10 protein-coding genes and 1 pseudogene are annotated in these 24161 nt (G+C 43.0%); 10 read left to right on the top strand and 1 reads right to left on the bottom strand.

The genetic code is table 11. The annotated features are described in order from the left end of the window. Positions 1 to 135: 135 nt before the first annotated feature. Complete coding sequence (locus QZ135_RS07550; protein WP_294607491.1) at positions 136 to 1884, bottom strand: AAA family ATPase; 1749 nt, start codon at positions 1882 to 1884, stop codon at positions 136 to 138. Between the two features lie 411 nt (positions 1885 to 2295). On the opposite strand from QZ135_RS07550, the gene QZ135_RS07545 reads away from it, so the two are divergent. From QZ135_RS07545 to QZ135_RS07500, 10 genes and pseudogenes are all read left to right on the top strand, one after another. Continuing rightward, positions 2296 to 4731 (top strand): glycoside hydrolase family 127 protein, encoded by a 2436-nt coding sequence (locus QZ135_RS07545; protein WP_294607399.1) that lies wholly within the window; start codon positions 2296 to 2298, stop codon positions 4729 to 4731. A gap of 69 nt (positions 4732 to 4800) precedes the next feature. Then, positions 4801 to 7902, top strand: a complete 3102-nt coding sequence (locus QZ135_RS07540; protein ID WP_294607397.1) for a TonB-dependent receptor — start codon at positions 4801 to 4803, stop codon at positions 7900 to 7902. 12 nt (positions 7903 to 7914) lie between these two features. After that, positions 7915 to 9624 carry a RagB/SusD family nutrient uptake outer membrane protein gene (locus tag QZ135_RS07535; RefSeq protein ID WP_294607394.1) on the top strand — a complete coding sequence of 570 codons (1710 nt, stop codon included), beginning with the start codon at positions 7915 to 7917 and terminating at the stop codon, positions 9622 to 9624. A 25-nt stretch (positions 9625 to 9649) separates the two neighbouring features. Further along, the gene (locus QZ135_RS07530; protein WP_294607392.1) at positions 9650 to 11161 is read left to right on the top strand and encodes a DUF4859 domain-containing protein; all 1512 of its coding nucleotides are present in this window, start codon (positions 9650 to 9652) and stop codon (positions 11159 to 11161) included. 64 nt (positions 11162 to 11225) lie between these two features. Next, a complete protein-coding gene (locus QZ135_RS07525; protein WP_294607389.1) occupies positions 11226 to 13502 on the top strand; it encodes a DUF6055 domain-containing protein in 2277 nt (758 codons plus the stop codon). A 226-nt stretch (positions 13503 to 13728) separates the two neighbouring features. Beyond that, positions 13729 to 13890: pseudogene (locus QZ135_RS07520) on the top strand (hypothetical protein); the annotation flags it as partial. Positions 13891 to 13895: 5 nt separating this feature from the next. After that, entirely contained in the window at positions 13896 to 15224 is a 1329-nt protein-coding gene (locus tag QZ135_RS07515) for a DUF6055 domain-containing protein (RefSeq protein WP_294607387.1), read from the top strand. A gap of 46 nt (positions 15225 to 15270) precedes the next feature. Beyond that, positions 15271 to 16155: a DMT family transporter gene (locus QZ135_RS07510; RefSeq protein WP_044267405.1), complete on the top strand. Its 885-nt coding sequence runs from the start codon at positions 15271 to 15273 to the stop codon at positions 16153 to 16155. After that, a complete protein-coding gene (locus QZ135_RS07505) occupies positions 16152 to 20132 on the top strand; it encodes a hybrid sensor histidine kinase/response regulator transcription factor (RefSeq protein ID WP_294607384.1) in 3981 nt (1326 codons plus the stop codon). The genes QZ135_RS07510 and QZ135_RS07505 overlap by 4 nt, the downstream gene beginning before the upstream one ends. A gap of 431 nt (positions 20133 to 20563) precedes the next feature. Then, the gene (locus QZ135_RS07500) at positions 20564 to 23761 is read left to right on the top strand and encodes a S41 family peptidase (protein ID WP_294607382.1); all 3198 of its coding nucleotides are present in this window, start codon (positions 20564 to 20566) and stop codon (positions 23759 to 23761) included. The last annotated feature ends 400 nt before the right edge of the window (positions 23762 to 24161 follow it).

Genomic DNA, 24161 nt, shown 5'->3' with positions numbered 1-24161 from the left:
AGTGAACGGAAGGACTGAATAATATAATGTGATAAAAGAATAGTCCAAGAATCACCCTTTTATGGTATTCTTGGACTATGTTTGGATTATCTTTTTAGTCTTTGGACTATTTTTGCATAGGCACTGGGACGGAGGCTACACCTCTTCGCACACCCGCATTTCCATTCCTTTATATACCACCACAATCTTATGTAATTCTGTGGTGCCGATGGCACACTTCACCGTGTCTGTCTCTGCATAACGGTTGGCCTGTTCGATGGCTTCCCGGCGAAGTTCCCCCACTCGGGTTTCGGGGTCTTTGTATTTGGCATATTTCAGTTCCACGATGTAACTGTGCTTCATGTCAGAGTAAATCTCCAGCATCGGACAAAGAAAGATATCCACATAGCCGGCCTGCGTGTCCTGCTCGGAGATGGGACGGTAGAAGCGGTTCTGAGCCGTCATGGCAAGGGTGAAGCCGTGGACGAAGAATTCGCCCTTCTGTTTGTCGCGCTGGGAGGCGTAACGTTTCAGGCAATCAGCGATGTAACCGAAGTACGCTTGCCAGCCGCCATCATAAGCGAGAGAACTGGATAATTCGCCCTTTTCGTAACTATCGAAACTGAGGTCGGCTTCATTGTACGTATTCAGTAGATAGGTATAGAGTTGTTCCTGCACTACCATGTTGGGGATAGTGAGCTTGGTTTTTCCTTTGTGCGTGCCGCTGATGGTAAGCATCCCAAAATAATAGAGCAGGCTCACGAAGTTGTCGGGATTGGTTATGTTGACAGCCGGAAAACCTTTCTTCAATTCCCCAGTGATGAAGCCTTGGCTTACCAAGGTTTGGATAATGGAAGCATCGTGTGCAAACTCCTTGTCCTTGCGGATGAGCATGCGCAGCTTCTCGTAGTCGATACGAATGTTATCTTCTAACATACTTCGCGGAGCTTTGCCATTTTGAATATAGTTCTTAACGAAATAGAGCACCATGTTGGAATTGTACATCGTAGTTCCACCATAGCATTCCTCGGCAAAGCAATAATTGTCATACCACGGTTTTATTATCTCTATCAATTCGTCCACGCTGTGATGGAATGGGCTGTTCGTGGAATAGTATGTCAGCATTTCGCGCACTTCCTCTTCCGTAAAACCCATCATTGCGTTAAATTCCGGCGTAAGGGAATAGTTTGTCCCGATATTGAAACCACTGGTCAGGTCATCCATCGTCACGGGACTGACTCCAGTGATGAAGCAGCGCTTGATGCAAGAGTCGGTTCCGGCTTTCACCTTATTGAAGAAAGCGCGCAGATAACCTTCCTTGTGTGTCTCGTCTGTGTAACGGTGTAAACTTCCGGCATCCGAAAGGATGGCATTGGTAAAATGATCATATTCATCAATGAAGAGGTAAATCTTCTGATTCGTCTTTTGGCATTCTGTATATAGATATTCAAGCTGCTCTACCGCACCATCTTTTTCATCCAGCTTTTCCTTGATGCCCTGTGGCAGATAGTCGGCATAAATATCACAAAAATAGTCGAACATGGTCTGGCAGTGCGCATCCAGTCCCTGGCGGTAATTGTTCAGCTCACCGATGATACCGGAGAAGTTGAGCTTCAGTACCAGATAGCTGTTGCGGTCGTGCGTAGGATGCTGTCCAATGTAGAGGTCGCCGAACAACGTGTCAAACTTGTCCTTGGCACGCACGTCATAGTAGTGTTGTAGCAAGTTTAGCGTCAGGCTCTTGCCGAAGCGGCGGGGACGGATAAAGAAAAAGAAGCGGTCTGCCTGCTCAATCATGGGAATAAAGGCGGTCTTGTCTACATAATAATAGTTTTCGAGGCGGATATCCTCGAAGTTCATCATACCATAAGGTAAACGTTTTCTGTTCGCAGGTGCCATATACATCATAATCAGTTCCTCCTTTAAGCAATGTTTCTGAATGACAAAGATAGATGATTTCCATTAGATTAAGAAACTATTCTTGAGAAACTATGCCTCTGCGCTGTATCAGAAACACCCCTGCGTCGTACCTGTACCGTACTTGCTCCGTACCTTCTCCGTACTTTCTCCGTGCAGAGGTACTTCTGAGCGAAGAATGTACGGAGCAAGTGCATCCCGGGTGCGGTTCGGGTATAATATCTGCAGCCATGAAAAAATAATCCAAACCAATGAAATAATAATCTAAATATCCTCCAGAGCCTTTGTAGCCCGACTATTTTTGCATTCATATGGACTTTCGTTTTATTCAGTTTAAGATAAATCCTTTTCCTTTGCCGTATACTTTTGGTAACGAACTAAAAATACATATATAATATTATGAAGAAACGAATTCAATTCCTTTTCGGTAGCATCGCCCTCCTGGGCATGAGTGCTTGCAGCGAACCCTACGTTCAGCCTGATGCTCCGATTAAAGAAGTTCCTTTTACACAAGTTCACCTGAACGATAACTTCTGGACTCCGCGTATTGAAACCAATCGTACAGTCTCCATACCTTCCGCATTTAAAGAATGTGAGAAGAACGGACGCTTCGATAATTTTGCCATTGCCGGAGGATTAATGAAGGGTGAACACCGTGGTGATTTCTCTTTTGACGATACCGATCCTTATAAGATAATAGAAGGAGCCTCCTACTCGCTGGCTGTGAAGTATGACAAAGCACTGGATGCTTATCTGGATAGTGTCATCTCCCTTATCGCGGCCGCTCAGGAACCGGACGGCTACCTCACTACGTGCGTAACTAATAAATGCTACCGCCTTTCCGGCTGGTGGGGAAAGAATCGTTGGGAAAAGATTAATAGTCATGAACTTTATAATAGCGGTCACTTGTATGAAGCTGCCGTTGCACACTATCGCGCAACAGGTAAACGCTCCTTGCTTGATGTAGCTATCAAAAATGCCGACCTTGTTTGTCAGGTGTTTGGCCCCGATGAAGGGCAAAAGCATGTTCCTTCGGGACATCCCATTGCCGAAATGGCGCTTGCTAAATTATATAAAGTGACAGGTGATGAGAAATATCTGAAAATGGCTAAATACTTCGTGGAGGAAACCGGTCGCGGAACAGACGGTCATCGTCTCAGCGAATACAGTCAGGATCATAAACCCATTTTGCAGCAAGATGAGATTGTGGGGCATGCCGTGCGTGCCGGATATCTTTATTCTGGTGTTGCCGATGTGGCTGCCCTGACCCAGGACACAGCTTATTTCAACGCACTGAGTCGTATTTGGGAGAATATGGCAAGCAAGAAGCTTTTTATTACCGGAGGTATCGGTTCCCGTCCGCAGGGTGAAGGTTTCGGACCTAACTATGAACTGAACAATCATACCGCATATTGCGAAACTTGTGCAGCCATCGCCAATGTTTATTGGAATCACCGCATGTTTCTGGCTACGGGAAACGCCAAATATGCCGATGTGTTGGAACGTGCACTTTATAATGGTGTGATTTCGGGTGTTTCTCTTAGCGGTGACAAGTTCTTCTATGATAATCCGCTCGAATCTATGGGGCAGCACGAACGCCAGCATTGGTTTGGTTGTGCTTGCTGTCCGGGTAATGTAACCCGCTTCATGGCTTCCGTACCTTATTATATGTACGCCACCCAGGGCAATGATATTTATGTTAACCTTTATATCCAAAGTAAAGCTGACCTTAATACGGACAGCAATAATATAGCTTTGGAACAGACTACTGAATATCCTTGGGAAGGAACGGTTTCCATCTTAGTTACTCCCGAGAAAGAGCAGGAATTTGCTTTGCGTTTCCGTATTCCGGGTTGGGCGCAGGATGCTCCCGTACCAACGGATCTTTACTCATTTACTGATAAGGCAGGTGCTTACAGCATCTCTGTTAACGGCAAGAAAGTAAATGCTAAACAATATGATGGCTACGCTACTATTTCACGTACCTGGAAAGCGGGTGATGTGGTAGAAATCAGTCTTCCGATGGATGTGCGCCGTATTAAAGCCAATGATAATGTGGAAGATGATCGTGGTAAACTGGCTATCGAACGTGGTCCTATCATGTTTTGTCTGGAAGGCAAAGATCAGGCTGACAGCACTGTTTTCAACAAGTTTATTCCTGATGCCACTCCAATGGAAGCAGCTTATGACGCTAATCTGTTGAAAGGTGTTGTAGTGCTGACCGGTAATGCGAAAGAAGTGGGTAAAGATGGTAGTGTGAAAGAGGTTCCTTTTAAAGCCATTCCTTATTCAACCTGGAATAATCGCGGTGCAGACCAAATGGCAGTTTGGATTCCTGAAGCTGCCGAATATGCTCGTCCTATTTCCGAGCCGACAATTGCCAGCAAGGCACGGACTCTGATGATACAGGCTCCTATCCAGAAAGACGCTCCTGAATCAGCCTCAGTAGAAAGCTGGGCATGGGGTGTGAATGACCAATGGGAACCGAAACGTTCATCGGATATTTCTAAGCCTTATCACTATTGGTGGTTGAGAAATGGAACGCTGGAAACGCTGGCTTACCAATTTGATCAACCGTACACCGTTTCGAATGTACAGGTTTATTGGCTGGATTTCGATCATTACGATGGAAACTTCCGCGTGCCGGAAAGCTGGAAACTCTATTATAAAGATGGTAAAACTTGGAAAGAAGTAGAGGCATTGAATGACTATGTGGTGAAGAAGGACTGCTATAATAGTCTTGATTTTAAACCGGTAAAGACGACAGGATTGAAAATTGCCGCTCAGTTGCAGAAAGGTGCTTCGGGTGGGGTGATTGAATGGAAAGTAAACTAAAGCCATTTTAGAAAAAATAGAGTTTTGTAACTTGTAATAAAATAATAACCTTTTAATTAAAGATTTAATATGAAGACACATGAAAATTGGGCCATGTTCAGCAAAGCTGTTCTAAAGGCTACAATCTGTTTTTTTCTTGCAGCAGGTGCTAGCGTAAATCCGGCATTTGCATTCTCGGAGACGACAGAATCTATGGGAACCGAGATTGTACAGCAACAGACTGTAACAATCACTGGTGTTGTTAGAGACAAAGAGGGTGAACCTATTATCGGAGCTAATGTTCTTGAAAAAGGAACTACTAACGGTGTTATCACCAACGTTGACGGTGAATATACTTTGAAAGTAAACGGATCGAACTCTGTGCTGATGATCTCTTATATTGGATATAAGGCGCAGGATATCTCTGTTGGAAGTAAAAGAAAGATAGATGTAACCCTGCAAGATGATACAGAGTTGCTGGATGAAGTTGTGGTTATAGGCTATGGCACTCAGCGTAAAGGTGATGTGACGAGTGCTATTGCAAGCGTGAAAGCAGAAGACTTTACAGTCGGCAAGATTGGTGATGCTGCCGAATTGGTTAAGGGTAAAATAGCCGGTTTGAGCATTGTGAAATCTTCAGGTAATCCGACAGAAGCTTCAAGCATTATGTTGCGTGGTATCACAACTGTGAAGGGTAGTGTAACTCCTTTGATACTGGTAGACGGGGTAGAAGGTTCATTGACAACGGTAGCTCCTGAAAATATAGCTTCTATTGATGTATTGAAGGATGCTTCTGCGGCAGCAATTTATGGTACACGTGGTGCAAACGGTGTCATTTTGATTACTACGAAAGCAGGAAAACGTGAATCTCATGCAAACGCCAGTTATTCCGGGTATGTTTCTTTCTCCGATTGGACAAAGAAATCGAAGTTCATGGATACTCATGATGTGATTAATGGTTTGACTTCTTTTGACTATGAGGGCTACGATACAGACTGGCTGGGAGTTATCTCGCGTAAAGCTGGATACAGACAAAACCATTCATTAACCTTGGACGGAGGCTCCAAAAATTCTTCTTACTCTGCCAATGTTACTTATAGCGACGAGCAGGGTGTCATGCGAAAGAGTGATAACCGTAACCTGAAAATGCAACTTGATTTTACGCAATATGCGTTGAATGATTGGTTGAAGTTTAATGTGAATGCTTTAGTTTCTCGTCAGACTTATACTCTGAATAACAATAACTATGCTTATCGGCAGGCTATTATCCGTAATCCGTCTTCTCCTGTTTATAACGATGATGGCTCTTACAATGAAAACCTGAACCTTTTATATTATTACAACCCACGTGGCATTCAGGATGAATATATTGGTGACGGTCGCAATCGTTTCTATCGTCTTACCGGTAACGTTACTTTTGAACCTATCAAAGGTTGGCAAACCAACTTGATGGTTTCGATGAAGGAGAGTGTTTATACAGGCGAAAGTTACACTACCAGCAAACACTACACGCTGGTTACACAGAAAGATTATAACGGTTCTGCCAGCAAAAGTGAATCAGCTTCTCGCAGCGATAATCTGGAATTGACTTCTAAATATGATTTTAGTATTGATAACCATCGTGTTTCAGCATTAGTTGGTTATAGTTATCTGTATAATGTAAATGATGGCTTTAATGCAAGTAATGGAAACTTTCCGACTGAGGCTTATTTGTACAATAATTTAGGTATTGGTACTTTGCTTACTGAGAAAGATCGTCATGCGGGTATGGGTTCTACAAAGAATGATGATAAACTGATTGGTTTCTTTGGTCGTGTCAGCTATGGTTACGATAATCGATATAATGCTCTGATTAGTGTACGCCGAGAAGGTTCCAGCCGATTTGGTGAAAATCACCGTTGGGGTACTTTTCCTTCCGTATCTTTAGGTTGGACAATTAACAATGAAGCTTTCATGAAAGACCTCACTTGGTTGAATAATTTGAAATTGCGTGTAGGTTATGGTATTACAGGTGTTATCCCCACTGCAAATTATCTATCTCAATATACTTATGATTATGATGCCTATGGTGATATAATGAATAAAGAAGGTGATTGGATACAAACCTTGAAGGTATCTCAGAATCCGAACAAGGATTTGAAATGGGAAACTACAAAAGAGTGGAACTTTGGTTTAGACTGGAGTGTGCTGAATGATAGATTGAGAGGTAGTGTGGATTATTATGTGAAAACTACTTCGGATATGCTGTATGATTATAGTGTGCCTGTTCCGCCCAACCTGTATAGCTCTACTGCAGCCAATGTAGGTAAGATGCGTAATAACGGTATTGAAGTTATGGTTAACGCTATTCCAGTGCGTACCAAAGATTTTGAATGGAATACTACATTAACTTTATCTCATAATAAAAACAAATTATTGAGCTTGAGTAACGATTTATATGAAACGGAGACATTTCACGAAGTAGGCGGATTAGGTGAACCTATTTCTATTGCTACTCACTGTATGGAAGTTGGAAAGGGCCTTGGTGACTTCTGGGGATTGAAATCAGTGGGGGTTAATAAAGATGGTGTTGTCTTGGTAGAAGTATCTGATGGTAATGGAGGCTGGACAGTAAAAGAATTCAATACTAATCTGAATGTGAAAGAAAATCGTCAACGTCTTGGCAATGGTCTTCCGAAAGTATATGCTGGTTGGGGAAACAATTTCCGTTATAAAGGTTTTGACTTGAGCTTGCAGTTTACAGGGCAATTTGGTTATAAAATATTGAACGCTCAGCGTAGTTTCTACGAAAACAATTCTGTTGCTTACAATCGGTTGAAGTCTGCCGCCAATTATTATCCGGCTATCAATACTGATGGAACACCTTATATCGATGAAGCTACAGGTAAGCAAAAAATGGTACGCTTGTCTAATTCTATGGGACAGGGTTTCTGGAGTGATCATTTGGAAAAAGGGGACTTTGTGAAATTGACTAATGTGACACTGGGTTATGAACTTCCTCTGACAGGCAAAATAACGAAGTTTATTAATTATGCACGCATTTACCTGTCAGCAGAGAATGTGTTCTGTATTACTGGCTATTCGGGTATCGACCCTGAAGTATCTAACTATTTCATTTCACCGGGTATTGATGCTCAGGACAAGTATCCCACAACCCGCTCATTTACTGTTGGTGTAAATCTTAACTTTTAATAGAAACTGATTATGAAAAAATATATAAAGAATACCCTTATGGGATTGATGGCTGGCAGTATGCTAAGCCTCACTGCTTGTACTGACTTGACGGAAAATCTGTATAGTACTCTGAATGATACGAATATTGATTTCAACAGTGAAAAAGATGTGGCTTCGCTGATGGGGCAGGCTATAGCCCAATATCGCTATATGCACTGCTCTTGGTTTGGTTCTTGGGAACTGAATGAGCAATGTACAGACCAATATATGGTTCCGTTCCGTGTTGGTATTGGTTGGGGAGACTCTTATGTGAATCTTCATAAGCATGATTGGAATTACAATCTCGGACATGCTGAAAATATCTGGAATTTTGCTTTTGCCAGCATTGGCTATTGTAATAAAGTACTGGATGTGATGCCTGAAAAAAATGCGGCAGACCGTGCACAGATGCGCTTCTTCCGTGCTATGACTTATTATCAGTTATTGGATTATTTCCGCAATATACCAATAGAAACTACTTTGAATGTCCCCGATGGATACTTGCCGGAGCAGAATACAGCTCAAGAAGTTTATGATTTCTGTGTGAAAGAGTTTACTGAAATAAAAGAAGATATCGGTACAGATAAGTATTTTGGATATGGCAATCGTTGGTCTGTTTGTATGGCACTTGCCAAACTCTATTTGAATAAGAATGTTTATCTGGGAACAACGGATAGAGATGGTTATGAAGCAGCCTTGCTCGAAGTAAATGACATCATTGAAAATGGCGGTTACTCTTTGGCTCCCAACTATAGCGATTGTTTCCGTGAAAATATTGATGATAATCCGGAGATTATTTTTGCTATACCACAGGACAGAACTCATGCCAAGCACTTTTTGCTGCATACTTATTCTTTCCCGCAGGTAGGGTTGGAAGCATTTGGATGTACTGCAAATGCTACAAACGGTAGCTGTGCAGTCCCTCAATTCATCGATTCTTATGATGCAGCAGATAAACGTTTGACAGACACCTGGACTGGTGGCAAACAGAAAAAAGCAGTGAAGAATGCAGACGGGACTTATACTCCGCAAGCTGGTGACTATATAGAGTATGCTGAAGATGATTGGGCAGGCGAGGGTATTCTGAATTATAACAAGAATGTGCACTCTATCGATGTGCCGGGTGCTTACAAGCAGGAAGGATATCGGATGGTTAAGTATGAGGTAGTAGCAGGTGAGTATGGTACGATTGCTGATGATATACCTATTTTCCGTTTGGCAGACGCCATGTTTATTAAGGCTGAATGCCTGCTTCGTTTGGGGCGTGATGAGCAAACTGCTGCTGATTTGGTTACTGAAGTTCGTAAACGTTCATTTGATGCAGCAACAAAAGCTGTACGTACTGTAGCAGAACTAAAAGGTGGAAGCCGTTACGATTATGGTCATCGGGAATATACTTGTGAAGGTTATGCCAATTGGGATCCGGCTTCTTTCGTATCTACTACTGAAGGTGGTGCTGATATCGAACTCGGCGGTTTATTGGATGATTTGGGGTGGGAGTTTGTAGGTGAGCAACACCGTCGCCAAGATCTGATTCGTTTTAAAATGACTGATGGGCGTAGTGTATACAATGGTAAGTCGTGGTTCTGTAAAGATGCCACAACTGAATCTCATTGGAATTACTTCCCGATTCCGGAACAAGCGATGAGGTCTAATATGAATCTGAAGCAAAATTCTGGTTATACCGGAGCTGTAGAATAAGTGATAACTCTAAAAAAAGAAAAACATGAAAAATATATATTTTTACTTCGTATGCTTTGCCCTATTGCTATCAGGTTTGGCAAGTTGTGGCGATAACACGGATGTATGGGGAGAACATATCCTTACTGATGACGAAATTGCGGAACTGGCACGCCAGGATTCTATTAAAGAAGCACAGAAGAACTCTATCAATGCAAATCTTATTCTTGAATATAATGCTGATATAACAATTCTTGCCAATGGATATGACGGTGCGTTTGTATACATTGACACTGTTAAGATAGCTGAGCTTTTTGGAATAACAACTACCCAGTTGGCACAAGGCATTGCAAATATGGGGGCGGATAAACCTTACGAGAATGCTCCGGAAATAACAGGCTTCTGTATTGAAGGTACAACCCATGCTGATAACATGACGAGCTCCAATACCAATTCTTACTGGGGACACTGGTGGGATAAGGATGGTAACACTACTTCCTGGGGAGATAATGCCAGAGTGTTTGCTGAATATAATGCAGAAGAGGGTTACTTCAATGTTGGACAAATGCCTGGTAAATTGGAAGCAGGAAAGAATATTAAATTCATTGAGTGTTTGAAGTATCAGGATCAGCGTGTGGCAGTTGTAATCACTGCAATGCCTAAAGAAAAAGGGCAAATAACTGCTACGGTAGTCAGTACCCAGGATTTATCCATAGACATGAACCCAAGATCAAGTTATGATTCGGAACCTTTATCGTTTGACCGTGCAAAGGTGTTAAGTGACTTAGGAATAACCTCTTTGGAGGAAGCAGAAATCATTTCAGTTAATCCTGATGGCAGTTATGCACAGGAAACAAGTGCAGTTAACGGTTATTGGTATGATCTTGATGGGTTTGCCGGTTCGCATGGAGACAACGCAAGCGTTTTCGTTGAGTATCATGGTTTGGGTGATGATATTGAGGAAGGAGATTTAGACATTTTATATGTAGGGCAGATGCCCAATGCATTGGAAGGCGGATTTAGTACTACTGTAAAATATGGATTTTTGGCAAATAATAAAATTGTCATGTTGAATATTACAGTTAATATCGTTGCATACGAAGATCCGGAAACGCCACCGACAGGAGAACCAACAATGGATACCGTGCTGGATGTGACAATTGAGAAACCGTGGGATGACACTTTTAGCAATGTACAATTTGATGTTAAGGATGTACTTCGCGATGTATTTAAAATGACTACTTACCAGATACATAGAGCGAAAATTAGTGGTGATTTAAAGATATATTGTGGTGAAGTGAGTGAAGAAGAACCGACATATACCAGCGATACTCCCGGTTATTGGCTCAATGCGGCTGGTGAAGTATGTAGTTATGGTACGGAAAGTGTAGTATTCTGTTGCCTTGGCAGTTCTGAAACAGCATTGTGGCTTTATGCTGGTAATCACCCAACAAGTTGTGTGCCTAATACAACAGTGAAATCTAAATATATTATCTCTTGTAATGGAGGTGTTCTAACTGTAAATCTTACTGTTAAAGTAGGAGCGAAGGCTGAATAATGAAACATACATTGTAGAGAGTAGAGTATTTCTATTCTCTACATTGACTAAAATCATGAGAAATATGAAAAAAGAACTTTTGACAAAACTCATTATTCAGCCGTTATTGTGTCTAATAGTGTTCGTTTATCCCCTCCTCCTTACAGGATGTAGTGATGATAAAGAAGATAGTACAGGAGAAAGGCTGATAACTATAAGTGAAGACCAACTTGTTGTGTCGTTAGAAGCGGAAGATACATATGCTTCAATTAGTTTTACGGCTTTGACATCATGGACAGCGTCTGTGAAAGAGACTGATGCGGCAGCTTGGCTGAGTCTTTCAGTAGATAAAGGAATTGGTGGAATGATGAAAATTGGGTTGGTTTTAAAAAAGAATACCAATAAAGAATCACGCACTGCAACAGTTATTCTTACTTCCGGAACTACTAAACAAGAAGTTAGCATAACACAAACTGGCACTTCGTTGGAAATTATGGACGAAACAGATATAAAGGACTTTGATAAATACTATAAGCCGGCAGAGTTCAGCAATATGAATATGCTTCGTAGTGATGCTAAATGGTCTTGGTTTCGTAGTAAACAAAGTGAGCACTTCTTTGTATTTTGGGAAGCTGGTTTTGGGGATGATCCGAATGCGGCGACTGTAGATGCTGCTTTGCGTGTGGATATTGATGATTTACTGGAAAAAGCAGAGCAATTCTATAAGACAAATATCGAGGTGTTGAAATTTGCAGAATTAGGACAAGGAAAATCTTATCTGGATAAATATAAGATGGAAATCTATCTGTTGTATCAGACGGAATGGTTGGCAACAGGTTCTGGTTATGATGATACAATTGGTGCTCTGTGGGTGAACCCCAGTACATGCCAACCAGTAGGTTCTACTATTGCACATGAAATCGGGCATAGTTTCCAGTATCAGGTGTATTGTGATAAGATATTGCAAGGTGAGCCGAATGATTTTAAGCATGGTTTTCGTTATGGTTATGAAGGTAGCAATGGTGGTAATGGATTTTGGGAACAGTGTGCACAATGGCAATCTTATCAAGATTATCCGGAACAATTGTTTGCCAATTACCATTTTGATGTATGGTTGGCTAACTGCCATCGTCACTTTGAGCATGAATGGATGCGTTATGCCAGTTATTGGTTACAATACTACTGGACACAAAAACATGGTGTAGAAACCGTAGGTGAAATATGGAAACGTTCAGCTTCTCCGGAAGATGCTATCGGAACATATATGCGCTTGTATTGTGGTAACCAATGGGAGGCTATGAAAACAGAATTGTATGATTATGCCGCACGAATGGCTACTTTTGATATTGATGTAATTCGTGATTATGCTGATGGGTATATTGGAAAGTATTCTACTAAACTCTATCAGGTTGAAGATAATTATTATCAGGTAGCTTATGCAAACTGTCCGGGTACTACAGGTTTCAATGTTATAGCGCTGAATGTGCCGCAAGCAGGTGCTACTATCACCGCAAATTTTGAAGGATTGGCACCGGGTTCTGCTTTGGCTGCTGATGATCCGGGTGAGTATATGGAGTCGGAAGCTGTGAAAGGGAATGTAGGCAAATACAATGCAGGAACTGCAAGCAATGTCGGATGGCGTTATGGCTTTGTTGCTCTGAAAACTGATGGTACTCGTGTATATGGAGAAATGAATCAGAAAGCAACAAATGTTGTAAACTTTAACATTCCAGCCAATACTGATAAGTTGTATTTTGTTGTATTAGGAGCCCCAAATCAATATAAAGCGAATCCATGGGATGAAAAAGAGTTGACTGATGAACAATGGCCATATAAGGTGAAGTTTAACGGAACTGACCTTTTGGGCAGTTTTAATATTGATACAGATGTTGATCCTAAAGATATAGAGTTTACTTATAATTTTAATTGCAGTGCTGAAACAGAAGGTTATGATTTAGGTTCTATTGATTTACAGTCAAATGGAGATATTCAGAAACTGGCACAAGCTTTTGTTATGCAACCCGGTGTATTGAGTGGAAATATGTTGACTATTGCAAATGAACAAACCTCGAATCCTACGGAAGGAAAAATAGCCTTAGGTTTGTTGCAGGCAGATGGAACATATTCATATACCTATACTGCTAATGGCGGTTTCTATTGTACAGCTGAGGGAAATCAGGGTTCATGGGGTAACAATGATCCTATTTGGGTTGAATATGATAAAGATGCGTTTGTTTTTAAGTATGGTCATAAACCTGGAAGTAGTGTCGCAGGGAAGAAATATATTATTAAACCGACATTGGTGTATACTAAAAATGGCAAACAATATAAGGCTACTTTTGTGATCAATATGCAATTCTAAAAAAAGAAGTTATCTATAAGTGGCAGGTTTGTTGCTTATAGGTAACTTATGTGCATGCTGTACAAATATCTTTTCTACTGGAGAAGATAATAAATAGAATTAATAATCTAAATTCAATGGGGGAGAAAATCTTACTATTGACTCGGAAAAAGAAGAATGGGACTATACCGGAACAGGGCACATTAGCGGATGTGAGAATTTTACCTAGCTTTGGTATCCGAAAAAGCCTTATCGCATTAAGTTGGATAAAAAGTCGGAAATACTAGGACTGATTGCTGAAAAGGATTGGGTACTTCTTGCAAATTACTGTGATTCGACCCAAATGGTGAATACCTTCACATTTTATTTAGATACTGTTGTTAAAAATTATCCGTCAGGAACAAAATAAAGATTATGAAGAAGTATATCTTTTTATTAAGTCTTGCTATCGTTTGGGGATTAGCCTTGAAGGCGCAGAATGTGGCATCCGTTCCGATGCCTGTTGGCAAAGCCTTTTATATTCCCAAAGACCTTCAGGGAATGGATTTGCAAAATCCTGAAAGTAAATGGAGTTATCACCGTATGGCTTGTACAGAGAACTTTGTCATCTTCTGGGAGAAAGGGTTTGGGAATGATTTATCCAATCCGCCTCAGTTGGAAGGGCACGATATGCAGGTCGATTTACCGAATCTGATGGAAAAGTTGGAGACCTTTTACCGTTTCTTCCGTGATACATTGGAGTTCTCGCGTCCCGGTTCCAAGTGCGACAAGTATCGCATGATGGTGATGCTGAACTATTCCCTGGAAGGCACAGCCTATGGTGGAGATTATGACGGAGAAATCGGTGCATTATGGATTGCTCCCAACCGTGTGCAAGATAAGAAATTGAACTGCATCGCCCATGAATTGGGACATAGTTTTCAGGCACAGATCAGTTGCGATGGGCAGGGCGAAGCTTGGGGAGGATGCGGTTTCTTTGAAATGACTTCGCAATGGATGCTGTGGCAGGTGAATCCCGAATGGATTACTGATGAAAAATATCATTGGGATGCTTTCATGAAGTTGACTCACAAGGCTTATCTCCACATGGAGAATATTTATCATTCACCTTACGTTTTGGAATATTGGGGCATGAAACGGGGACTTCCCATCATAGCCGAACTTTACCGTCAGGGAAAGCGGGGAGAAGACCCGGTTATCACCTACAAACGTTTGGCTACCTTGAATCAGAAACAATTCTGTGATGAGATGTTTGACACTTACCGCCACTTTATCAACTGGGATTTTCCGCGCGTCTGGAAAGAAACACGCCCGTATGCCAATAAATATACTTCTCAGCTAATAGCTCAGCCGGATAGATGGTATAGGATAGCACCGGAGAATTGTCCTGAAAATTATGGATTCAATGCTATTCCTTTGGCTATTCCTCAGCCGGGAGAGAAAGTGAAAGTGGAATTCTGCGGAGAAGCAGGAAAGGAAGGATATACTGCAATCCATACAGATAAGGCAGGTTGGCGTTATGGTTTTGTTGCTGTAACGGCAGAAGGTAAATCTATTTATGGCGAAATGGGCGATAATAGCGGGAAAAGTATTATTTTTACAGCTCCAAAAAATCAAACTCTGACTCACTTGTGGTTGGTTGTGATGGGAGCGCCGACGGAGCATTGGATGAATCCCGCTCCGGGAGAGAAAGATGCCCAATGGCCATACCGCATCAGGGTTACGGGAAGCAATCCTTTATAAACATACAGATAAATACGATGTCTGCAAAAGAAACATATATGAACCGATGAAAAACAGTACGAGTGCCGTTGTTTATGCCTGCATTGCAGTGCTTAGTTGGTCTACTGTAGCCACTGCTTTTAAGATAGCCTTAACGCATCTTACTCATTTTGAGATGCTGCTGATAGCCAGTTGTACTTCATTAGTCATATTTGCTCTTTTGCTAACTTTCCAGAAGAAGTGGAGACTGGTGTCGGAACTTTCCGGTCGCCAATGGGGATATTTTGCATTGTTGGGATTACTGAATCCTGTCGCTTATTATCTGGTGTTGTTCAAGGCTTATGATCTGCTACCTGCACAGGTGGCACAGCCCATCAATTATGCATGGCCTATTGTGCTGCTTATTCTGTTGGCCTTGTTTGCCCATCAGCCCATACCCCCGAAAAAATATATTGGCATGTTCATTTCGTTGGGCGGAGTGGTACTTATTTCAGTTGGTACAGGGCAGTCGGGAGGTATGGATATACCTGTGCATGGTTTGCTGTTAGCGGCATTGAGTGCTTTGTTGTGGGCCATGTATTGGATGATAAACAATAAGTTCAAAGATAAAACGGATGGCAGCATTGCGCTGTTTATGAGCTTTCTGTTTGGCACGGTCTATTTGCTGATAGGAGCTGTGGGAGTAGGTGTGCATCTCAATACATTGCCCGGTATTTTATCGGGTATGTATGTCGGCGGGTTCGAAATGGGTATTCCTTTCATCTTTTTCAGTCTTGCCATGCGGAAAACATCCAATCCGGCACTGGTCAACCAGCTTTGTTACTTATCTCCCTTCTTGTCTTTATTCTTCATTGCAATCATATTGGGTGAACAGATTGTGTTTACAACTTACATCGGTCTTGCATTGATTGTAATGGGAATTATGTTCAATCAATATCTGGTGAAGAAATGAAAAAGATTGTCCTTGCTATAATAGCCGGTATTATTCCGTTGGTGCTTCCGGCAGCTTCTACTGATTTTTGGTTCCGCCATTTCTCCGTGGAAGATGGATTATCCTCCAACTCTGTGCGTGCTATTATGCAGGATAAATATGGGTTTATGTGGCTCGGTACGGATGACGGCTTGAACCGTTACGACGGCACCACTATAAAGGTTTATAATCTGAATCCGCAAGGGTCTAATGATTATATCTCTTCTCTTTACGATACTACAGACAATATCTGGGTAGGGACAGAAGACGGGGTTTATATTTTTGATTATGAAACGGAAAGCTTTGAACTATTCAAAGTATTGACAGCCCGGGGTGACAGCATTAAGAGCAATGTGAATCATATTGCAGAAGACAGAGACGGCAACTTGTGGTTTTCGACAGTAGGGCAAGGGATTTTCAAGTATAATATATCCAAGCACTATCTGGAACATTATGAATTTAAGGATGCCAATGGATTAATGGCAAGTGTGCTGGTTGATAGTGAAAATCAGATTTGGGCGGTCACTAATTGGGGAAGTCCCACTGTGTCCAAGCTGAATAAGGCGGAGAATAAATTCGAACTTTTCCCTATCACTTACGAAGCGGGGCAATATGACTCAAACTCTCTGGTCATGCTCGAAGACTCTGAACATGCACTGTGGCTGGGAACCTGGGAATGCGGTTTGCAAAAGATAGACAGATATACGGGTAAGGCAATCACTTATTTGCATCCGTCGGAAGGTAAGGGGGCTACACATATCCACTCTTTGATGGAATATGCTCCCCACCAACTATTGATAGGTTCGGATGACGGACTTTTGCTGTTTAATACCCTTACATGCGAACATCAACTGTTCACGGAAGATGAAACAAACCCTTATTCATTATCCAATCGTTTTGTCTATCCTATCGTAAAAGACCGTGAGGGTGGAATCTGGGTCGGGACTTATTACGGTGGGGTGAATTATCTTTCGCCTAATACCGGACAGTTTGAATGCTTTGCCCATTCGCGCTTTTACAATTCGGTGAACGGAACCGTTATCGGGCGTTTCTGTGAAGATTCTTACGGGCATATCTGGATAGCCTCTGACGATGGAGGTCTGAGCCGCTTTGCTCCCAAGGATAAACAATTCACTCATTATATGCCCGATGAGCACAGAAACAGTCTTTCTTACCATAATGTGCATGCTCTTTGTATGGATGATGACGATTTATGGATTGGCACCTATACGGGAGGAGTCAACGTGCTGAATACGAAAACAGGCGCGTTCAGGGTATATACCACCAGAGGAGGAGACTTGACCACACTTGACGGCACCAGTTCTTACGCCATCTTCCGTGACCGGGAGAAGCGGATATGGGTGACTTCTATGGCAGGAATAAACTTGTATAACCGTGAAGAAGACAATTTTATCCGCGTCAAAGACTTGGAATCGCTGACCATCGATATAGATCAGGATGCCGACGGTAATATCTGGTTTGCTACGCAGGGGAAGGGTTTGTTTAAGCATAATCCGGATAAAAAGACTTGGAAGAACTACCTGCACAGCAATGCTCCCGGTGCATTGGTTAACGATCAGGTGAATTGCGTGCTGATAGATGGCAACGGGAATATGTGGGTGGGAACGATGAACGGACTTTGCAAGTATAATGCTGAAGAAGACCGGTTTGAAGCGATACCTCTGGATATTCCTAGTCATAACATTTGCGGCATTGTTGAAGACCAGCGTGTGCTGTGGCTGACCACAACGAAGGGACTGGTTCGTTATGCTCCCGGCGAGAGTTGTCAGGTTTTTACGCGCAGCGATGGGTTGCAGAGCGAACAATTCCTGCCTAATGCTGCTTTGAAGGCTTCCGACGGTAAAATATATGTCGGCTCGGTCAATGGCTTCAATGCCTTTTATCCTTATCAGATAAAAACGAATAAAGTGCTTCCACCGGTTGTTATCACAGGATTGGAAATCTTCAACAAGGAAATCCGGATAGGAGATAAGAAGTTGCCGAAAGCCCTGAACCGGATGGCGGAACTGGATTTGTCTTATAAAGACCATGTATTCAGTCTGCTCTATGCTTCATTGAGCTATTGTACACCCGAAAAGAACCAGTACGCCTATAAACTGGAAGGTTTTGATAAAGACTGGAATTATGTAGGTTCGCAGAATAAAGCTACTTATACCAACCTGCCTGCCGGAACATATGTCTTTAAAGTGAAAGCCACGAATAATGACGGGATTTGGAGTAATCGGGAAGCGAGTTTGAAGATAACCATTCATCCTCCTTTTTATTGGAGCACGGCTTCCAAGATTCTTTATTTCATATGGGTATGCATAGCGCTGACTTTCTTTATCCGTTTCCTGTTGAAGCGGACGGAGAAGAAGCATACTGCGGAAATCAATCAGTTGAATGTGAGCAAGGAGAAGGAAGTGCATGAAGCTAAGATTAAGTTCTTCACGATGATAGCTCATGAAATCCGCACCCCGGTTTCGCTTATCATTGGTCCTTTGGAGAAAATTATGAAATCGTCCATACCAATGCCGGCAGTGCTGCGGGACGATCTGAATATTATCGACCGCAATAGTCAGCGACTGCTGTTCCTGGTCAATCAACTGCTGGATTTCCGTAAGGTGGAGCAGGAAGGCATAACCATGAAATATGCTTCACAGAATATCCGCCAGTTGCTACAGGCGGTTTGCGAGCGGTTCAAACCGTTTATCACCCAGCATGGTGCGCATCTGGAAGTGGAATATCCCGATACCGATTTTACGGCTATGGTGGATAGTGAGGCAATCACCAAACTGATAAGCAACCTGCTGACGAATGCGAGCAAATATACCAAGGATAAAGTAATCCTTTCTTGTGTTGTTCAGCCGGAACAACATACGTTTGTGGTGAAAGTAACTGATAACGGAATCGGCATTAGCGAAGAAGACCGGAAGAAAATCTTCAAGCCTTTCTATCAGGCAATGGATAATAAACCTGGTACGGGTATCGGACTCAGTATTGTGAAGAGCATTGTGGAGTCGCATAACGGTTGCATAGAGGTGGAATCCGAAATCAATAAAGGTTCCTCTTTCATAGTGACGTTGCCTATTGAACAAGTCGGGGTGACGGCTCAGGAAGGGGAGACAGGTGTTCTCAATCCGGCGATACCCGAAGATATCTTGTCGGAAACCTTGCCAGTGGTGTCTTCTAAGGACAAACCGTTGATGCTGATTGTGGATGACAACGAAGAGATGTTGAATTTCCTTTCAAGCAGTTTCTCCGCTCAATATTCCATTCTGACGGCAGAAGATGGGGTGGAAGCGTTGGAAAAACTGAAGGAGCATGAGGTCACCTTGATTGTGAGCGACTGGATGATGCCACGCCTGGACGGAGTGGAATTCTGCAAGGCTTTACGGGCGGACCAGGCTATCAGTCATATCCCGTTCATATTGCTGACAGCAAAAACTGATACGAACTCTAAGATAGAGGGTATGGACTGCGGTGCGGATGCTTATATTGAGAAACCTTTCTCTGTACAATATCTGGAGGCATGTATCAAGAATCTTCTTGACTTGCGTAATCTGTTACGCCAGAAGTTCTCCAAAATGCCAATGGTTCCTTTGAACAGCATAGCCAGCAACTCGGTGGACAATAAATTCCTGACCCGTATCAATGAGATTATCGAACAAAACTTCTCTGAACCGGAACTGACAATTGATTTCCTGGCTGAACAGCTTGGTATCAGCCGTTCCGGTCTGTTTTCCAAAATAAAGACACTGGCTAATGTCACTCCGAATGAATTGATACAGATAGTGCGGTTGAAGAAGGCGGCAGCCCTGCTTGCGGAAAATAAATACCGTATTAATGAAATATGCTATATGGTAGGATTTAATAGTCCGTCGTATTTTGCAAAGTGTTTCCAGAAACAATTTGGCATAAAGCCGGGGGAGTTTGTTAATAATGCAAGCATTGGTTGAATTTAATTCATAGCTGTGCAGAAATGAGGCAAATGATAAGCAATACTATCTTAATTCTCCTCCTCCTGGGAGGAGGAGTACCCGTAGGGGGAGGTGGTAGGTAAAACAATAAAGTACCTATTAATAAGAATATTAAGGACTTCTTTTCTCACCTACCACCCCGCCCTTTGGGCACCCCTCCTCCAACTGGAGGAGGGGAATGAAGATACTCAGTAAATCATCATTTGATTCATATCCACTACAATAATGAACCTAATTCTTTTGTAATAGTTTTCGGGCTATAATCCTAAAGAAAGAACTAAAATAGGAATCTTTTAGGGGTATAACCCTACAGATGAGAATTGGCAGAATTGATTTGATTTTTTACATACTTTTCGTGTAATTATTCTTATTCTTTTCTTACTTTTGTAAGTTGACTAAATTCAAATAACATGAATAAGAAATTACTTTTATCCTTATTCGTTCTGATCGGTGCATCTGCATGGCTTTCTGCTGCAGATGAAGCACGTTTGTTGCGTTTTCCGGCCACGAACGGTAGTGAGATTGTCTTCTCGTATGCAGGCGATCTTTACAAAGTACCTGTCACAGGAGGAGAGGCTCAACGCCTGACTTCGCATGTGGGATACGAAATGTTTCCCCGTTTCTCACCGGACGGTAAGACAATTGCCTTTACAGGCCAGTATGATGGAAATACGGAAGTGTATACCATTCCCTCCATAGGCGGCGAACCGCAACGCCTTACTTACACCGCAACCAATGCCCGTGATGACTTGGGCGACCGTATGGGCCCTAATAACATCGTAATGGCATGGAGCCCCGACGGCAAACAAATTGTATACCGTAACCGCATCAGCAGTGGTTTTTCCGGTAAACTCTACACTGTTAATAAGAAAGGTGGCTTGCCCGAAATCATCCCCCTGCCCGAAGGTGGCTTCTGTAGTTACTCTCCCGACGGAAAACAACTGGCCTATAATCGCACCATGCGCGAATTCCGCACCTGGAAGTACTACAAAGGCGGTATGGCGGATGACATCTGGATATACAATCCAGCCAGGAAGTCGGTGGAGAATATCACGAATAATGTAGCTCAGGACATCTTTCCCATGTGGATTGGCGACGATATCTTTTTTCTTTCCGACCGCGACCGCACCATGAACATCTTCGTCTACAACACAAAGACGAAACAAACGGAGAAGGTGACCGACTTTACCGAATATGACGTCAAGTTCCCGAGTGCTTCCGGCAATACCCTTGTCTTTGAGAATGGCGGATACATCTATAAGATGGATGCCTCTACCCGTAAACCCGAGAAGGTGAATATCAGCCTTGCTTCCGATAATATCTATGCTCGTGGCGATATAAAGAAGGGTGCTAAGTATATTACATCCATCAGCACCTCTCCAGATGGAGAACGGGTGGCGATTACGGCCCGTGGCGAAGTATTCAACCTTCCGGCAACCAAGGGAGTGACCAAGAATATCACTCGTACTCCCGGTGCTCATGAGCGCAGTGCCCAGTGGTCGCCCGATGGGAAGTCCATCGCTTATATCTCCGATGTTACGGGAGAAACAGAACTCTATCTGCAAGATGCCATCGAAGGCAATCCGGTGCAACTGACCAAAGGGAACGATACATATATCCGCACTTTCGAGTGGAGCCCGGATAGTAAAACAATAGTTTATACCGACCGTAAGAACCGCATCAATCTGCTGGATGTAGCTTCACGCCGGGTGACTATGTTGTTGCAAGACCCGGTGAGCGAACCGGATGATGTTACCTTCTCTCCGGACAGTAAGTGGCTGACCTACACCCGGGATGCGGATAATGAAATTACCATTGTGTACGTTTATAACATTGCCGATAAGAAAGAGTATCCGGTAACGGACAAATGGTATAACTCTTCTTCACCGGTGTTCAGCACAGATGGCAAGTATCTGATATTCTCGTCTGCCCGCGATTTCAATCCTACTTATGGCTGGTTGGAGTGGAACCATGTTTATAATAATATGTATGGAGTTTATATTGCCTTGTTGGCAGAAGATACCCCATCACCTTTCTTGCAGAAAGATGCGGGAGTAAGCAACAGCACAAAGGACGAAACCCCGAAAGACTCCCTCGTGAAGTTCAGTCCCGAAGGTATCACTGATCGTACCATCAAGCTGCCTGTGGCTGCTTCTTATTATGGCAATTTCTATTCCGATGGAAAGAAAATCTACTACTGGGGACGTGGCGGTACAAAAGTCTTCGACCTCGGAGAACAGAAAGAAGAAACGGTGGCCGATGGTGCCATGATGTTTGTCACTCCGGGCAGCAAGAAAGCTACGTTCTACAAAGACGAGCAAGTCTACGTGACGGATATTCCCGCAGGACAGGCTAATCTGAGCACTGCTGTTAATCTTGATAACATGTCCATCCCTGTGGACTATCCCAAAGAGTGGGCGCAGATATTCGATGAGGCTTGGCGTGCTTACCGTGACGGCTTCTATCTGGAAAATATGCATGGGGTGGACTGGAAGGCTATCAAACAGAAATATGCTGTCCTGTTGCCTTATGCAAAGACTCGTCTCGACCTGAACTATATCATTGGTGAAATGATTGGCGAGCTTAATTGCGGCCATGCATACGTCAATCCGGGTGAGACGGAAAAGCCGAAGCGCATAAAGACCGGCTTGCTGGGTGCTGAGGTATCTGCTGATAAGAGTGGTTTCTTCCGTTTGGAGAAGATACTGACCGGAGCTTCCTGGAGCAAAGAATTGCGTTCGCCGCTGACGGAGCCGGGCATTGAAGCCAAAGCGGGAGACTATATCGTAGCCATTGACGGTGTGCCGACGAATACCGTGAAGAACTTGTATGCCTTGCTGGTGGGCAAAGCCGGTGTGCCGACGGAGATTTCGCTGAACGGCAAACCCCAGTTGGCAGGTGCCAGAAAGATTGTCATCAGTCCGATTGAAGATGAATATCCTCTTTATCATTATAATTGGGTGCAGAATAATCTGAAGAAAGTGGATGAAGCTTCAAAAGGCCGTATCGGTTATATTTATATACCGGATATGGGACCGGAAGGACTGAATGAGTTTGCCCGTTATTTCTATCCCCAACTCGATAAGGAAGGTTTGATAATTGACGACCGTGCCAATGGTGGCGGAAATGTTTCGCCGATGATTCTGGAGCGTCTGTCCCGTGAGCCTTATCGTGTGACGATGCGTCGTGGTTCTACTAAAACAGGTACTGTGCCCGATGCCGTGCAGGTAGGTCCGAAGGTTTGCCTGATAAATAAATACTCCGCTTCCGATGGCGACCTTTTCCCGTGGGGCTTCCGCGCATTGGGACTTGGAAAGCTGATTGGAACACGTACCTGGGGAGGAATTGTCGGCATCAGTGGTCCGCTTCCTTATATGGATGGCACGGATATCCGTGTGCCCTTCTTCACCAGCTATGACCCGAAGACGGGGCAGTGGATTATCGAAAATCATGGCGTGGACCCGGATATCCTGATTGATAATGATCCGTTGAAGGAATGGAACGGAGAGGATGAACAGCTCAATAAGGCTATTGAGGAAGTGATGAAGGAATTGCAGAACCGCAAACCATTGCCTCCTGTTCCGGCTCCGAGGGATTTCAGTAAGTAATCAGAATTGCTTGCTGTACAAAGAAAAGTTTTATGTGTTTTTGCATACACTCCTACACCCGATGCATAAATTGCAGATATGTAGTTGATTAGCGGGGTGTAGGCACGGTGTAGGTAAGTGCTGATAAATCACTTGCCTACACCGTTTTTGTTCTATATATTTACAAATGTTGCGTTTAACTCACTTGTAGTCAGTGTATACGGACGTTTTATACAGATATGGCAGAATTGAGCGCGAAGACCCTGTATTTTTCTGTATTCTATAGCACTTCATTGTTTATATACCGTTTGCATTTTCTTTTTATTCCTATAGTGTGAAATTCATCCAATTATGCGAGTGTCAGTTTCTGTAGTGTACTGAATAAGTTGACACTTCTAAAATTAGAAATTCATATGGAAGC

Source organism: uncultured Bacteroides sp., from assembly GCF_905207245.1.
Taxonomy (GTDB): Bacteria; Bacteroidota; Bacteroidia; order Bacteroidales; family Bacteroidaceae; genus Bacteroides.
Note: the sequence above shows the minus strand (reverse complement) of the source record. Positions and strands in the feature narration are given on the sequence as shown.

What these genes read in the sequence shown, in the direction of transcription:
- QZ135_RS07550 (WP_294607491.1), bottom strand. Translation starts at nt 1,884, where the DNA reads ATGTATATGGCACCTGCGAACAGAAAACGTTTACCTTATGGTATGATG.
- QZ135_RS07545 (WP_294607399.1), top strand. Translation starts at nt 2,296, where the DNA reads ATGAAGAAACGAATTCAATTCCTTTTCGGTAGCATCGCCCTCCTGGGC.
- QZ135_RS07540 (WP_294607397.1), top strand. Translation starts at nt 4,801, where the DNA reads ATGAAGACACATGAAAATTGGGCCATGTTCAGCAAAGCTGTTCTAAAG.
- QZ135_RS07535 (WP_294607394.1), top strand. Translation starts at nt 7,915, where the DNA reads ATGAAAAAATATATAAAGAATACCCTTATGGGATTGATGGCTGGCAGT.
- QZ135_RS07530 (WP_294607392.1), top strand. Translation starts at nt 9,650, where the DNA reads ATGAAAAATATATATTTTTACTTCGTATGCTTTGCCCTATTGCTATCA.
- QZ135_RS07525 (WP_294607389.1), top strand. Translation starts at nt 11,226, where the DNA reads ATGAAAAAAGAACTTTTGACAAAACTCATTATTCAGCCGTTATTGTGT.
- QZ135_RS07515 (WP_294607387.1), top strand. Translation starts at nt 13,896, where the DNA reads ATGAAGAAGTATATCTTTTTATTAAGTCTTGCTATCGTTTGGGGATTA.
- QZ135_RS07510 (WP_044267405.1), top strand. Translation starts at nt 15,271, where the DNA reads ATGAAAAACAGTACGAGTGCCGTTGTTTATGCCTGCATTGCAGTGCTT.
- QZ135_RS07505 (WP_294607384.1), top strand. Translation starts at nt 16,152, where the DNA reads ATGAAAAAGATTGTCCTTGCTATAATAGCCGGTATTATTCCGTTGGTG.
- QZ135_RS07500 (WP_294607382.1), top strand. Translation starts at nt 20,564, where the DNA reads ATGAATAAGAAATTACTTTTATCCTTATTCGTTCTGATCGGTGCATCT.